This window comes from Micromonospora sp. BQ32 (assembly GCF_059358895.1).
This window is the reverse complement of the sequence record NZ_JCADBI010000006.1, coordinates 220,563-234,609: the sequence shown is the minus strand read 5'-3', so window position 1 is coordinate 234,609 and position 14,047 is coordinate 220,563. Positions and strand designations below refer to the sequence as shown.

Annotated in this window: 13 protein-coding genes; 6 read left to right on the top strand and 7 right to left on the bottom strand. The window is 72.9% G+C overall.

The window, feature by feature from the left end:
- Positions 1 to 3: 3 nt before the first annotated feature.
- The 7 genes from AC5L30_RS15120 to AC5L30_RS15090 all read right to left on the bottom strand — a co-directional run bounded on the left by AC5L30_RS15120 (position 4) and on the right by AC5L30_RS15090 (position 8,496).
- Positions 4 to 666 carry a lysophospholipid acyltransferase family protein gene (locus tag AC5L30_RS15120; protein ID WP_494867885.1) on the bottom strand — a complete coding sequence of 221 codons (663 nt, stop codon included), beginning with the start codon at positions 664 to 666 and terminating at the stop codon, positions 4 to 6.
- Between the two features lie 19 nt (positions 667 to 685).
- A complete protein-coding gene (locus tag AC5L30_RS15115; protein WP_494867884.1) occupies positions 686 to 1,270 on the bottom strand; it encodes a TetR/AcrR family transcriptional regulator in 585 nt (194 codons plus the stop codon).
- 292 nt (positions 1,271 to 1,562) lie between these two features.
- On the bottom strand, positions 1,563 to 3,221 hold the full coding sequence (locus AC5L30_RS15110) for a putative bifunctional diguanylate cyclase/phosphodiesterase (RefSeq protein WP_494867967.1): 1,659 nt from the start codon (positions 3,219 to 3,221) through the stop codon (positions 1,563 to 1,565).
- A 79-nt stretch (positions 3,222 to 3,300) separates the two neighbouring features.
- Entirely contained in the window at positions 3,301 to 4,110 is an 810-nt protein-coding gene (locus tag AC5L30_RS15105; RefSeq protein ID WP_494867883.1) for an SAM-dependent methyltransferase, read from the bottom strand.
- A 189-nt stretch (positions 4,111 to 4,299) separates the two neighbouring features.
- A complete protein-coding gene (locus tag AC5L30_RS15100) occupies positions 4,300 to 4,968 on the bottom strand; it encodes a response regulator transcription factor (protein ID WP_030337723.1) in 669 nt (222 codons plus the stop codon).
- Positions 4,969 to 4,975: 7 nt separating this feature from the next.
- Positions 4,976 to 6,667 (bottom strand): sensor histidine kinase, encoded by a 1,692-nt coding sequence (locus AC5L30_RS15095; RefSeq protein WP_494867880.1) that lies wholly within the window; start codon positions 6,665 to 6,667, stop codon positions 4,976 to 4,978.
- Positions 6,668 to 6,681: 14 nt separating this feature from the next.
- Positions 6,682 to 8,496, bottom strand: a complete 1,815-nt coding sequence (locus tag AC5L30_RS15090; RefSeq protein ID WP_494867878.1) for an AMP-dependent synthetase/ligase — start codon at positions 8,494 to 8,496, stop codon at positions 6,682 to 6,684.
- A 118-nt stretch (positions 8,497 to 8,614) separates the two neighbouring features.
- On the opposite strand from AC5L30_RS15090, the gene AC5L30_RS15085 reads away from it, so the two are divergent.
- The 6 genes from AC5L30_RS15085 (at position 8,615) to AC5L30_RS15060 (ending at position 14,043) form a co-directional block, all read left to right on the top strand.
- A complete protein-coding gene (locus tag AC5L30_RS15085; RefSeq protein WP_494867876.1) occupies positions 8,615 to 9,070 on the top strand; it encodes an SRPBCC family protein in 456 nt (151 codons plus the stop codon).
- 31 nt (positions 9,071 to 9,101) lie between these two features.
- A complete protein-coding gene (locus AC5L30_RS15080) occupies positions 9,102 to 9,806 on the top strand; it encodes a hypothetical protein (protein ID WP_494867875.1) in 705 nt (234 codons plus the stop codon).
- 75 nt (positions 9,807 to 9,881) lie between these two features.
- On the top strand, positions 9,882 to 10,829 hold the full coding sequence (locus AC5L30_RS15075) for an ROK family glucokinase (RefSeq protein ID WP_494867874.1): 948 nt from the start codon (positions 9,882 to 9,884) through the stop codon (positions 10,827 to 10,829).
- Between the two features lie 11 nt (positions 10,830 to 10,840).
- Entirely contained in the window at positions 10,841 to 11,533 is a 693-nt protein-coding gene (locus tag AC5L30_RS15070; RefSeq protein ID WP_494867873.1) for an endonuclease/exonuclease/phosphatase family protein, read from the top strand.
- 117 nt (positions 11,534 to 11,650) lie between these two features.
- Positions 11,651 to 13,057: a flavin-containing monooxygenase gene (locus AC5L30_RS15065; protein WP_494867872.1), complete on the top strand. Its 1,407-nt coding sequence runs from the start codon at positions 11,651 to 11,653 to the stop codon at positions 13,055 to 13,057.
- Between the two features lie 191 nt (positions 13,058 to 13,248).
- Positions 13,249 to 14,043: an alpha/beta hydrolase gene (locus AC5L30_RS15060; protein WP_494867966.1), complete on the top strand. Its 795-nt coding sequence runs from the start codon at positions 13,249 to 13,251 to the stop codon at positions 14,041 to 14,043.
- Positions 14,044 to 14,047: the final 4 nt, after the last annotated feature.

Sequence of the window (14,047 nt, the reverse complement as noted above, 5' to 3'; positions counted from 1 at the left end):
CGTTCAGCTCTCCCGCGTGGGGGCGTAGCGCGGTACGTACTCCTGGCCGGTGAGCTTCTGGATCGCCGCCATCACCTCGTCGGTGATGGTCCGGATGTCCCGCGGCCCGGTGATCCGTTCGGCGACCGGGATCGGTGGGCCGAACCGCAGGGTGATCGGATGTCGGCGAGGCAGCCGCGCGTCGACCGGCAGCACCTCGGCGGTGCCGGTTACCCCGACCGGGATGATCGGCACCTCGGCGTCGCGGGCCAGTCGGGTCATTCCGACGCGGCCCCGGTAGAGCCGCCCGTCCGGTGAGCGGGTGCCCTCCGGATAGACCGCGACGAGGCCGCCGGCACGCAGCACCGGCACGGCGGCGTCGAGGGCGCGCAGGGCGGCCCGGCCGTCGGCGCGGTCCACCGGGATGGCACCCATGCCGGCGACGATCCGCCGGTTGAGCCAGCCGCCCGGACCCCGGCCGTTGAAGTACTCGACCTTCGCCCAGAAGGTGACGTGTCGGGGCGTCGCGGTGACGAGGAACAACTCATCGGCGACGGACAGGTGGTTGCCGGCGAGGATCGCGCCGCCGTGCCGGGGCAGATGCTCCAGCCCTTCCACCCGGGGCCGCCAGCCCAGCCGTAGCGTGGCGCCGACGGTCAGCTTGGTGAGGTCGTACAGCAGGGGCACGGGTACTCCGGGTTCGGGCTCAGGCGGCGGGTGGGCCGAGATGGGCATCGAGCGCGGCGTGCAGCAGGGCGTCGTCCTCGGTGGCGCCGGTGGCCAGCGGCAGGTTGCCCCAGGCCCAGAGCTGGGCGATGCCGTGCAGGTTTGCCCACAGCGCGCCGGCCAGCACCACTGCGGGCGCGTCGGTGGGCCGGCGCGCCTGCGCCACCAGGTCGGCCAGGACGGCGAACAGCGGCAGGCTCGTCTCGCGCAGCCGCAGTCGGCCGCTGTCCAGCAGGTCGTGGCGGAACATCAGCTCGAACATGCCCCGGTGGGCCGCCGCGTAGTCCAGGTACGTCCGGGCCAGCGCGGTCAATCGGGTACGCGGGTCCGGGCCGACGTCGCGCATCGTCTGCTCGACCTGGGCGGTGAGGTCGGCGAAGCCCTCGCGGGCGATGGCGGAGAGCAGGTCGACGTGGGTGGGGAAGTAGCGGCGCGGTGCGCCGTGCGAGACCCCGGCACGGCGGGCGATCTCCCGCAGCGACACCGCCGACTGGCCCTCGCGCAGCACGAGGTCCACCCCGGCGGCCACCAGCCGCGCCCGCAGCCCCGTCTCGTCCGCGCTCATAGACAGTGTCTACCACGTGCCGTAGACGGTGTCTACCTCAGATGCGGGATCTCTCCGCGGCGGCCCGCCGCCCACCGCGCGACGTTGCCGCCGGTGCGGCCTGTGCTGCGGGATGTCTGGTGAGCGGTATACCTCTGAGTCATAAAAATACCTTTGAGGTATAGCGACTTCGGGTCACCTAGTTGCGTGACCGTGAGCCCGTTCGACGAGGTGGTGGCGGCGAGGGCCGGGCTGAGGTGGCGGTTGAAAGGCGAGGGGATCATGCTCGTCCGGGTGGTCGGGCGGGGGAGGTTCAGCGGATGCGGGCCAGGATGCGATCGGCGGGGGCCGGGCGGCCGAAGTGCCAGCCCTGGGCGGCGTCGCAGCCGATCGCGCGCAGCCGCTCAGCCTGCCCGGCGGTCTCCACCCCTTCGGCGGTGACGGTCAGGTCCAGCGCGTGCGCCAGCGAGACCAGGGAGGCGAGGATCCGCTCGTCGGTGCGGCCGACGGAGGGCGACCGCAGGCCGGCCACGAACTCGCCGGCCACCTTCAGCTCGGTCACCGGTAGATCCCGCAGGTACGCCAGGTTGCTGTAGCCGGTGCCGAAGTCGTCGATGGCGATGCGTACCCCGAGGTCGGCAAGGACCCGCAGGGCACGGACCGGCTCCTCGGCGGTGCTCATCATCGTGCTCTCGGTGATCTCCAGTTGGAGCCGCTCCGGTGGCAGGCCGGTCTGCCGCAGCAGCGCACGGACCTCCTGCACCAACCCGGGCCGGTGCACCTGCCGTACCGCCAGGTTGACGCTGACGAACGGCGCGGCGGCGCTCCAGGCCGACCACGCCTCGGCCTCGCGGCACGCCTCGGCCAGCACCCACCCGCCCAACTGGACGATGAGGCCGGTCTCCTCGGCCAACCCGATGAAGCTGTCCGGCCGCAGCACCCCCAACTCGGGGTGCCGCCAGCGGACCAGCGCCTCCACGCCGACCAGGCTGCCGTCGCGGAGTGAGGTCAGCGGCTGGTAGTCGAGGTAGAACTCGCCCCGCTCCAACGCCGCCGGGATGGCCGCGGAGAGCGCGTAACGGGCCAGTTCGCGTTGGTTGCGCTCGGCGTCGTAGAGCGCCCAACGCGCGCCGCCGGCGGACTTCGCCCAGTGCAGGGTGCTGTCGGCGGCCCGCATCAGGTCAGTGGGGTTGGCCCCGGCCACCTGGCGCTCGACGATGCCGATGCTCGCCGAGATCTGCAGTTCGTGCCCGTCGACCAGGGCTGGTGTGCGTACCGCGGCCAGCGCGGTCTCGGCGACCGCGACCATGTCGTCGGTGCCGGCGGTGTGTTCCACCAGGATGACGAACTCGTCGCCGCCGAGCCGGGCCACCAGGTGTTCACCCATGGCCTTGCGCAGCCGCTCGGCCACCGTGGCCAGCAGCAGGTCACCGATCTGGTGCCCCAGGGTGTCGTTGACCACCTTGAAGCGGTCCAGGTCAAGGAAGCACACCCCGACCCGCTGCGCGCCCCGACCCGGCTCGTTGAGCGCGGCGGCGAGCCGTTCGGTGAACAGCGTCCGGTTGGGCAGGCCGGTGAGCGGGTCGTGGGTGGCCTGATGCCGGAACCGGGCCTCGCTGGCCCGCAGCGCCCGCTCGGCCTGGGTACGGGCCCGCATCGCGGCGCGGCGGATCGACTCCTGCTCGTCGAGCGTCCGGTCGCGCAGCGCGCGGGCGTAGCCGGTCGCCACGGCTGCCAGCAGCCGGGCCATCCGGTCCTCGACGTCCTCGGCCACCAATCCCAGGTCGCGCACCAGGCGAAGCTGGATGACCTCGACGGTACGACCCAGCCCTTCGGCGGACGCGATGTGCGCGGCGACCAACTCGGCACCGACCCGGTGCCCGGCACGCAGGTCGAACGGCTCGGTGAGCAACGCGCCGGCCAGTTGCCCGGTGAGCCGGTCCAGCAGGGACTCCAACTGGGCCTGGGTCATCGGTAGGTAACTGGTGCCGGAGACCGCCTTCGCCCAGGCCCGGGCGAACGTCCCCGGGTAGGGGGTCGCCCCGGGCGACTCAGCCACCGAGGCGCCCGACGCCGCCCATGAAGACGGCACGCTCGGCGTCCTCCGCGCTCTCCGGAGTGTCCGGTCGCCACTCGGGCACCCAGACCACACCGGGGTCGAGCAGCTCGAAGCCGTCGAAGAGCGCGGTCAGCTCGGCGCGGCTGCGCACCCACAGCGGGTTGTCGGTGCGCCGGTAGACCCGCTCCGCCTCGGCGCGTTCGTCCTCGCTGCGCCCGTCGTCGCTGGCCTGTGACAGCACCAGGTAGCTGCCGGGTGCCAACGCGTCGCGCAGCGTCCGCAGCAGTTCCGCCGGTCGGTCGTCGTCGGAGACGAAGTGCAGGACGGCCACGACCATCACGGCCACCGGCTGGCTCAGGTCGAGCAGCTTGCGGACGTCCGGATGGGTCAGGATCGCCTCGGGGTTGCGCAGGTCCTCCTGCACCACGGCGGCCTGTTCGTTGCCGGCGAGGATCTCGCGGCTGTGCGCCACCGCCACCGGGTCGACGTCCACATAGACCACTCGTGACTGCGGGTCGAGCTGCTGGGCGATCTCGTGCACGTTGCCGACGGTCGGGATGCCCGAGCCGATGTCCAGGAACTGACGGATCCCGGCCTCGGCGAGGTGGTGCACGGCCCGGCGCAGGAACGCCCGGTTGGCCTGGGCCATCAACGGTGCCTCGGGCACCGCGGCGACCATCGCCTGCGCCGCGGCCCGGTCGGCGGCGAAGTTGTGCGAGCCACCAAGGTAGTAGTCGTACATCCGCGCGACGCTCGGGCGCTCGATGTCGATGGTGTCGGGTGCCCAGTCCGGCCGCTGCATGGTTTAACCCCTCGAGTCCGCGACGCGAGCGTCGTCGCCCGCGCGGGTATTGTGCACCCGCCACGCACGCCAGACCATAGCGCGCCAGAGGTTACCCGCCGACGTCGGTCGATGCGCGACGGTCCGCGCCGGGGAGAAGCTGGCGCGGACCGTCGGTCGCGACGTCCCGCTCGACGAGCGGGAGGCAGGTCAGAACTTCGGTGCGTCCGGTGCCTCGAGCAGGCCGAGCCGGAGCGCGGTCATCAGGGCCTGAGCCCGGTTGGCCGCGCCGAGCTTCTCGTAGAGCTTGGAGATGTGCGTCTTCGCCGTGGACTCACTGACGAACAGTTGCTTGGCGATGCCCGCCACGCTCATTCCGTCGGCGAGCAGCCGCAGCACCTGCCCCTCCCGGGGGGACAACTGCGGGCCGGACGGGGCCAGCCGGCGCTTCATCGCCTCGGCCAGGTCGGCCGCGGTGAACGCGCTGGGGGAGGAGGCGGCGTGCCGTGCGGCGGCCACCACCTCGTCAGCAGGGGCGGTCTTCGGCACGAAGGCGCTCGCGCCGGCCTCCAGGGCGCCGAAGAGCTGATCGTCGCCTGCGTACATGGTCAGCACCACGATGCCCATCGACGCGCTGGACTTGCGCAGCGCGCGGGTGGCCTCCAGGCCGCTGCCGTCGGGCAGCCGCAGATCCATGATCACCACGTCCGGCTGCAAGGCGCCGGCCTGGCGTACCCCCTCCGCCGCCGTGGCCGCCTCACCGACGACCTCGAACTGGCGGTCGCGCTCGAAGGCGTGCCGCAAACCCTTGCGAATCAGGTCATGATCGTCGACAAGGAGGACCTTGGTACGGGTGGCCGGTATCGGACTTGTGGTCATCCTCGGGTTACTCCCCTTCTGGTGCTGCGCTGCCGCGCACGTTATCGCGCCGGGCCGAGGTGCCGAGAACCACCGCCACGGTCGTGCCGCTGGGTTGCCGCGGCCTGATCTCCAACCGGCCCCGGATACGTTCCGCCCTCTCGGCCATGATCGCAAGACCGTACCGTCCGTCCGGGCGCTGGTCAGCCATCCCCTGACCGTCATCCGACACTTCTATTTGCGCGTACGGGGGGTCGACCTCACAGGTGACCCACAAATTCGACGCCCCGGCGTGCTTGCGCGCGTTGGTCACCGCCTCCTGCGCGATGCGCAACAACTCGGCCTCGGTGGCGGCCGGCAGCCGGGCGGTGGACTCGTCCAGCGAGAGGTGCACCCGCAGCCCGCCGGACGCGCCCACGGTGCGCGCGTACTCCGCGATCGCCGCGGCCAGCCCGCCCTGCCGGTCCACCTCGCTGCGCAGCTCGAAGAGGCTCAGCCGCAGCTCCTGGATCACCCGGGTCACCTCGCCGCGCAGCGTCCGCAGGGCCTCGGCCGTCTCGTCGGCGTCGTCGAAGACGGTGGCCAGGGCGTTGTCGATGCCGTAGCCGACCATCACCAGCTCCTGCGCCACCCCGTCGTGGATCTCCCGGGCCAGCCGCTGCCGCTCCTCGTTGGTGGCCAGCGAGCGCACCTCGTCGAAGAGCAGCGCCGCCTCCAACCGCAGCGCGGCCGGGCGGGTCAGCGCGGTCACCCGGGACACCACCGGCGGCGGGTACGCGTGCGCGGCGTCGGCCTCCAGCACCACCAGCCCCACCGTGCGCACCCCGGCGACCAGCGGAACGATCAGGGCTGACACCTCGCCGCCACGGTGTGAGCGGGACTGCGACCGGGCGGCCGTGGTGGCCTGCTGGGTGGCCCAGGCGTCGGCGATCGCCGAGTCCGCGTCCAGCGTCGTCTCCCAGTCCACCCGGTCGACGCCGGCCTGGGCGAGCACCACCAGCCGACCGCCGCCGCTGGCCGACAGCACCGCGCCCCGGTCGGCGCGGGCCACCGTGCGCAGCTCCTCCAGCAGGTGCTCGGAGATGCCGCCCGGGTCCAGGGTCGCCCCGGGCAGCTGCCGGGCCACCGTACGCAGCTGGGTCAGCAGTCGGGTGGCCTCGGCGTACGGCTGGGGTTTGCCCTCACCGCGCACCGCCATCACCCGGTGCAGCGTGCCGGCGGCGTAGAGCCCCAGCGCTGCCAGGATCAGCCACTGCGCGCAGACCGCGAGGTAACCCGGCTGGCCGAGCTGGGACCCGCCGTCGACCCGGGTCAGCGCGCCGCTGACCAGCAGGGTGACGGCGGTGACCACGAGCAGCGCGGCGCCCTCCGGGAAGCGGCGGCGCAGCGCGGTGACGGTCACCGGGACCGCCAGGTAGGGCAGCACCGCCGACGCGCCCAGCCCGTCGACCGTGCCGCCGATGGACGCCACCGCGGCGACGTGGCTCGCGGCCAGCCCCAGCACCATCACCTCGGCCACCCGGCTCAGCGGGCCGACCACCCGGTGCTGCGGTGCCAGCAGCGACGGCAGCCCGGCCACCGCCAGCAACCCGATCCACCACAGCTGGGTGACGTCGCGGGTGGCGAACAGGGTCAGGATGGCGACCAGCGCCAGCATCACCAGGCGGGCGGCCGCGGCGAGGGGATGCGGGTGCGGTGCGGTTGCTGTGGATGCGGGCACGTGACGGATGGTAGTCAGCCTCGGTAGATATCGGCGATCTCCGCCGCGTACGTCTTGTGGACAACCTGGCGCTTGACCTTGAGCGACGGGGTCAGCTCGCCGGTCGCCTCGGTGAAGTCGCGGGGCAGGACCCGGAACACCTTGATCGCTTCGGCCTTCGACACGGCCTGGTTCGCGGTGTCGATCGCGGCCTGGATCTCCTTGCGGAGGGCCTCGTGCTCGCGCAGCTGCTCGATGGAGGTGTCGAGGGGCAGCCCGGCGTTCTCCAGCCAGGTCGGCAGCGCCTCCTCGTCGACGGTGACCAGCGCCGCGATGAACGGCTTCCGGTCACCGACCACGACACACTGGCTGATCAGCGGATGCGCCCGGACCAGGTCCTCCAGCACCGCCGGGGCGACGTTCTTGCCGCCGGCGGTGACGATCAGCTCCTTCTTGCGGCCGGTGATGCTCAGATAGCCGTCGGAGTCGAGCTGGCCCAGGTCGCCGGTGCGGAGCCAGCCGTCGGCGCTGATCGTCTCGGCGGTCGCCGTCTCGTTGCGCCAGTAACCCTGGAAGATCAGCTCGCCGGAGATCAGGATCTCGCCATCGTCCTCGATCCGCACGGTCACGCCGGGCAGCGGACGGCCGACGGTGCCCATCCGGGTGCCGGCGGGCAGGTTCGCCGCGGCGGCGGGCGAGGTCTCGGTGAGGCCGTAGCCCTCCAGCACCGTCACGCCGACCCCCCGGAAGAAGTGGCCGAGCCGGGCACCGAGTGGCGCGCCGCCGGAGATCGCGTCCCGGCACCGTCCGCCGAGCGCGGCGCGCAGCTTACGGTAGACCAGCCGGTCGAAGACCACGTGCTGGGCGCGCAGCGCCAGGCCCGGTCCGCCCGGGGTCTCCAGGGCCTCGCTGTACGCGATGGCGACCTGCTCGGCGCGGGCGAAGATGCCGCCCTTGCCGTCCGCCTCGGCCTTCTGCTTGGCGGCGTTGTAGACCTTCTCAAACACCCGGGGTACGGAGAGCACGAAGGTCGGCCGGAACGCCTGCAACTCGGCGACCAGGTTCTTGGTGTCGGCGCAGTGCGCCATGGTGGCCCGCGCCTGCACGACGCCGATCTGGATGAGTCGGGCGAAGGCGTGCGCCAGCGGGAGGAAGAGCAGGGTGCTCGCGCCGGCGTTGAACAGGTTCGGCAGCACCGGCACCGCGTTGGCGATGTCGGCGTACATGTTGCGGTGGGTGAGCACGCAGCCCTTGGGCCGGCCGGTGGTGCCGCTGGTGTAGATGATCGTGGCCAGGTCGCCGGCGCGGACGGCCTTGCGTCGGCGCTCGACCTCGGCCAGCTCGACCGTGGCGCCGGTCGTGACCAGCTCGTCGACCCCGCCGAGGTCGATCTGCCAGACCTGGCCCAGCTCGGGCAGCCGGTGCCGGACACCGGCGATCAGGGCGGCGTGCGCCTCGGTCTCCACCACGACGGCTACCGCGTTGGAGTCCTCGAGGATCCACGCGGCCTGCTCGGCGCTGGAGGTCTCGTAGATCGGCACGGTCACCGCGCCGACGGCCCAGATGGCGTAGTCCAGCAGCGTCCACTCGTAGCGGGTGCGGCTCATCAGCCCGACCCGGACGCCGGGCTCGATGCCGGCGGCGATCAGCCCGCGGGCCACGGCGGCCACCTCGTCGCGGAACTGGAGGCAGGTCACCCCGGTCCAGGCGGTGACGGCGCCGTCGGCGCCCGGGGTGGGGCGGGCGAACTGAACGGTGTCGGGCGCGACTTCGGCGTTGTCCCAGACCGGATCCGTGAGGTTGGCCGCGTCGCCAACGGTGACGATCGGCGGGACGGAGAACTCGCGCACCTGCACTCCTTCGTGCTCGCACTGGCTGGGCCGGCCGCCGCCGTGGCGTCGGCCTGTGACGAAACCTACCCGGCGGGCGGTCGGGGTGAGACAACCAGGCGGCGGGTAGCCTCCCCCCATGGCGGACTCCTCCACCCAGTCGATCATCATCGGCGCCGCACCGGATCGGGTGACGGCGGTCATCTGCGACTTCGCGCGCTACCCGGAGTGGACCGACGCCGTGCGTCGCGCCGAGGTCGTCGAGGAGTACGAGGACGGTTACCCCAGTCAGGTGCGTTTCATCATCGACGCCGGGGTGATGGCCGACGAGTACGTGCTCGCCTACGAGTACGCCGAGGACCTCTCCCGGATCGAGTGGCACCTGGTCGCCCCCTCGAAGATGCAGAAGGCCCAGCGTGGTTCGTACGACCTGGTGGGTAACCCGGACGGCAGCACCACGGTGACCTACACGCTGGAGGTCGACCTGTCGGTCGGCATGCTCGGGATGTTTCGGCGCAAAGCCGAAAAGATGATCATGGACACCGCGTTGAAGCAGCTCAAGCGCCGGGTAGAAGCAACCGGTGCGGCGCAGTGACGTGTCCGGTGGCACGGTAGAGGAGCCGACGGTGGGCGGAACGGATCCGGGTTCGGCCCGGGAAGAGGCGGAGCGGCTGGTCGCCACCCTGCTGGCGGGGGCGCGACTGGCCTCCGCCGGCTCGGCAGGCGGCGCGTTCGGCTCGTTGGGCGGGATGCTGTCCGGTGTCCTCGGTCACAGCGCGGCCCCGGACGCACGCTCCGGCGCCGGTGGTGCTTTCGCCACCGGTTCGGCCGAATGCTGCGTCTGCCCGGTCTGTCGGGGCATCGCCGCCTTGCGGGACCCGAGTCCGGAATTCGCCGAACGGCTCGCGACCGGCGCCGGCGACCTCGCCGCGGGCGTCGCCAGCCTGCTCCGCGCGTTCTCCCCGCCGGAACCGCCCGCGCCGAGCCCCACCGCGCCGGCCGCCGAGCCGACCACCCCGCCCGCGCCGGCACCCGCCGCGAGCACCGACGACGTGCTCCCCGAGCCACCCCCGAGCGCCCCGCCCACCGCGACCGTCGACGACCACGTGTGGCGCGATGCCACCCGTACCGGGCATGATTCTCAGCCGGCGCCGGAGCGGGATGTCTGGTCGGTCGCCACCCGGACGGCGGACCCACTCGCCCCGGCCGCCGTACCACCCGTCGACGAGGCCGGGTCGGCGACCGTACCGGCACCGACCACCCGTCCCGTGGTGCCCGCCTCGCGGGTACCCGATGACGCCGGCGCGGAAGCATCGGGCGACGGCGCCTGAGCGCGGGACATTCCGACCCGGACCGGCACTGGGCCGGGACCTGGCCGGACAGCACAGCAGAGGGGGGCGGCAGCGGTGACGCTGACCATCGGAGTCGACGTCGGTGGCACGAAGGTGGCCGGCGGTGTCGTGGACGACACCGGCAAGGTCCTCGTGCAGACCCGACGGGACACTCCCGCCGATGACGTCGCCAAGACCCGCGACGTCATCATCGAACTGGTCGCCGAGCTGGCCGCCGGGCGGACCATCGAGGCCGTCGGCATCGGCGCGGCCGGTTGGATCGACGCCGGCCGTTCGACCGTGCTCTTCGCCCCCAACCTGGCCTGGCGTGACGAACCGCTGCGCGAGTACGTCAGCGAGGCCGTCGGTCTGCCGGTGATCGTGGAGAACGACGGGAACGTCGCCGCGTGGGCCGAGTTCCGCTACGGCGCGGCCCGCGACGCCGACGACTCGATGATCATGTTCACCATCGGCACCGGCGTGGGCGGCGGCATCGTCCTCGGTGGCGACCTGATGCGCGGCGCGCACGGCATCGCCGCGGAGCTGGGCCACATGCTGGCCGTGCCGGACGGGCACCAGTGCGGCTGCGGCCGACTGGGCTGCATCGAGCAGTACGCCAGCGGCAGCGCCCTGGTCCGGTTCGCCCGGGCCGGCGCCCGGCAGGAGCCCAACCGGGCCACCGCCCTGCTGGAGCTGGCCGGTGGCGAGGCCGAGGCGATCACCGGCCCGATGGTGACCGCCGCCGCGCAGGGCGGCGACCCGGTCTCCGCCGAGGCGTTCGCCCAGATCGGCCGGTGGTTGGGCACCAGCCTCGCCGACATGGCGCAGATCCTCGACCCGCAGACCCTGGTGGTCGGCGGCGGTGTGATCGACGCCGGTGACCTGCTGCTCGGCCCCACCCGCCGCTCGTACCTCGACGCGCTGGCCCAGCGCGGTCGCCTGCCGGTGGCCGAGGTGCTCCCGGCGGAGCTGGGCAACAGCGCCGGGGTGATCGGCGCCGCTGACCTGGCCCGCCGGATCTGAGGCGGTCCGGGATGGGCGTGCCGCTGCGCGTGGTGTCGTACAACATCCACAGTCAGCGCGACGACACCGCCGCGCTGGCGGCGGTGGTCCGGGCCGCGACGCCGGACGTGGTGATCGTGCAGGAGGGGCCGCGCCGGTTCCGGTGGCGGCAGAAGTCCGCCACGTTGGCCGAGTCGTTCGGCCTGGTGGTGGCCGCCGGTGGGCTGCCCGCCCTGGGCAACCTGCTCCTGACCAGCCTGCGGGTCCAGGTGCGGGACACCCGCTGCCAGCGCTTCCGGTTGACCCCCGGCCGGCACCTGCGCGGCGCCGCGTACGCCGACTGCCGGGTCGGTGACGCCCGGTTCACCCTCGCCGGCTCGCACCTCTCCACCGACCCGGCCGAGCGGCCGTCCCAGGCCGCCGAGTTCAAGCGTGGGCTGGACGCGGCGACCAGCCCGGTGCTGGCCGGGGCGGACCTCAACGAGGGCCCGGACGGTCCCGCCTGGGCCACCGTGTCGCGCGGGTTGACCGACGCCGCGGTGGCGGCCGACCGGGCCGAGCGGCTCACCTACTCCTGCGCCGACCCGCGTCGACGCATCGACGCGCTCTTCGTCGATCCGCGGATCACCGTGGTCGACTACGACGTGGTGGACACCCCGCAGACCCGGCGGGCCAGCGACCACTTCCCGGTCCTGGTCGACCTGCTGCTGCCCACCACCGGCTGACCCCCGACCCCGGTCCGACCGTCGACGCGTCCGTCCCAGGACTGGACATCCGGCTCGGTTGTGGAGAGGATTTCGCGGCGACCGGCACGCCTGCCGTACCAAAAGGAGATCTCCCCGGTGTCCACCTCCACCGACCACGGCCGGCCCGACCCGGAGGCGACCTCGCCCACGGCGAACAGCGACGGCCGCCCGGTCTCCGACCGGGGCGACACGGTCTGCGTCATCGGGGCCGGGGCCAGCGGCCTGACGGCCATCAAGAATCTGCGCGAGCACGGGTTCGGCGTGGACTGCTACGAGCGGGAGACGGGCGTCGGCGGCGCCTGGAACTGGCGGCACGACCGCAGCCCGGTGTACTCCAGCACCCACCTGATCTCGTCGAAGCCGTTCACCCAGTTCCCTGACTTCCCGATGCCGGACTCCTGGCCGGACTACCCGCACCACAGTCAGCTGCTGTCCTACTTCGAGCGGTACGCCGACCACTTCGACCTGCGCTCGCACATCTGGTTCGGCACCGAGGTGATCCGGGTCGAGCCCGTCGAGGGGGACCGGTGGGACGTGACCACCCGCTCCACCGGCGGGTACGGCCCGGAGCGCACCGCCCGGTACGCCGCCGTGGTGATCGCCAACGGCCACAACTGGTCGCCGAAGCTGCCCCGCTACGAGGGCCTCGAACAGTTCCGCGGCGAGATCATGCACGCCTCGTCCTACAAGGACCCGGCGCAGCTGCGCGGCAAGCGGGTACTGGTGGTCGGCGCCGGCAACACCGGCTGCGACATCGCCGTCGAGGCCGCCCAGCAGGCGTCGCGCTGCTGGCACTCCACCCGACGTGGCTACTGGTACGCGCCGAAGTACGTGCTCGGTCGCCCCGCCGACCAGGTCAACGACAGCCTGTTGGCGCTGCGGGTGCCGCTGCGGGTGCGGCAGTGGCTCTACCACTGGACGCTGCGGCTGACCGTCGGCGACCTGACCCGCTTCGGCCTGCCCAAGCCCGACCACCGGGTGTACGAGACGCACCCGATCGCGAACAGTCAGCTCGTCTACTACGTGGGCCACGGCGGGATCGGCCCGGTGCCGGACATCGCCCGGTTCCACCCGTACGCCGTGGAGTTGGCCGACGGCCGCGAGATCGACCCGGAGGTGGTCGTCTTCGCCACCGGTTACCTGCCGCGCTTCGAGTTCCTCGACGCGTCGGTGTTCGGTGACAGCGCGGGCGCGGGCCGGCCCACGCTGTGGCTCAACGCGTTCACCCCGGGGCATCCGACCCTGGCCGTCGCCGGCCTGCTGCAACCGGACTCCGGGCTGTTCACCCTGTCGCACTGGCAGACGGTGCTCTTCGCCCGACTGCTACAGGCCCGTCGGGACCGGCCGGAACGGGCCGCGGCGTTCGCGCAGCGGGTGCGGGACCGGGCCGGGGAGCGGTACTCCGGGCCGGTCAAGGAGAGCAGCCGGCACTGGTTCGAGGTCGGGCACGCCGACTACCTGCGCGCCATCCAGCGCGCCCTGGTCGAGCTGGAGGGCAAGTGAGCGCGCGGAGTGAGCTTGCGAGCCCCGCAGGCGCGAACGAAAGGCTGGCTAGGTGAGCGCGAGGAGTGAGCTTGCGAGCCCCGCAGTCGCGAACGAAAGGCTGGCTAGGTGAGCGCGAGGAGTGAGCTTGCGAGCCCCGCAGTCGCGAACGAAAGGCTGGCACGGTGAGCGCGAGCAGCGAGTTGCGGATCATGCGGGGCCGGGAGTGGTCCCGCCCGGTCCGGCCGGCCCGGCGAGAGGTGCTCAGCGCGATCCCCGAGCTGGAGGAGGGGCGTCCGCCGCTGCTCTTCGTTCCCGGGTTTGGGCACGGCGCGTGGGCGTTCGCCGAGCACTGGCTTGGTCACGCGGCCTCGCGGGGTTTCCCGGCGTACGCGGTGAGCCTGCGCGGGCACGGTGCCAGCGAGCCGGCGCCGGAGGCGACGCTGCGGGCGTACGCCCACGATGTGGTGCAGGTGGCCGCGAGCCTGCCGCGGCAGGCGGTGCTGGTGGGGCACGGCGCCGGCGCCCTGGTGGTGGCGCACGCGTTGGCCCGCTACCCGGCGCGGGGCGCGGTGCTGGTGGCGCCGGTCTTCGGCGGCTGGGGAGTGTTGGGCGCGGCGTTGCGCCGCAACCCCGCCGGTACGCTGCCGGCGGTGTTCGGCGGGCCGTTGCGGCTCAACCGGGGGCAGCTGTTCAGCCGTGAGTTGCCGGACGAGGAGGCCCGGCGGTACGTCGGACGCCTGGGTCGGGCGGGTCGGCGGGCGCAGTGGGCGCTGCTGGCTGAGCCGGCGGCCGAGCCGGCCGTGGGCGCGCCCCCGGTGTTGGTGCTGGGCAGCCCGGACGACCGGGTGGTGCCGGCGTCGACGCTGACCCGGGTGGCCCGTCGCTACGGGTCGGCCCCGCTGCTCTTCCCCGGGATGGGCCACGACCTGATGCTGGACGCGCGGTGGGCGGAGCCGATCGACGCGATCCTGGACTGGCTGGAGAAGGAGCCCGCGGCGCACTGAGCAG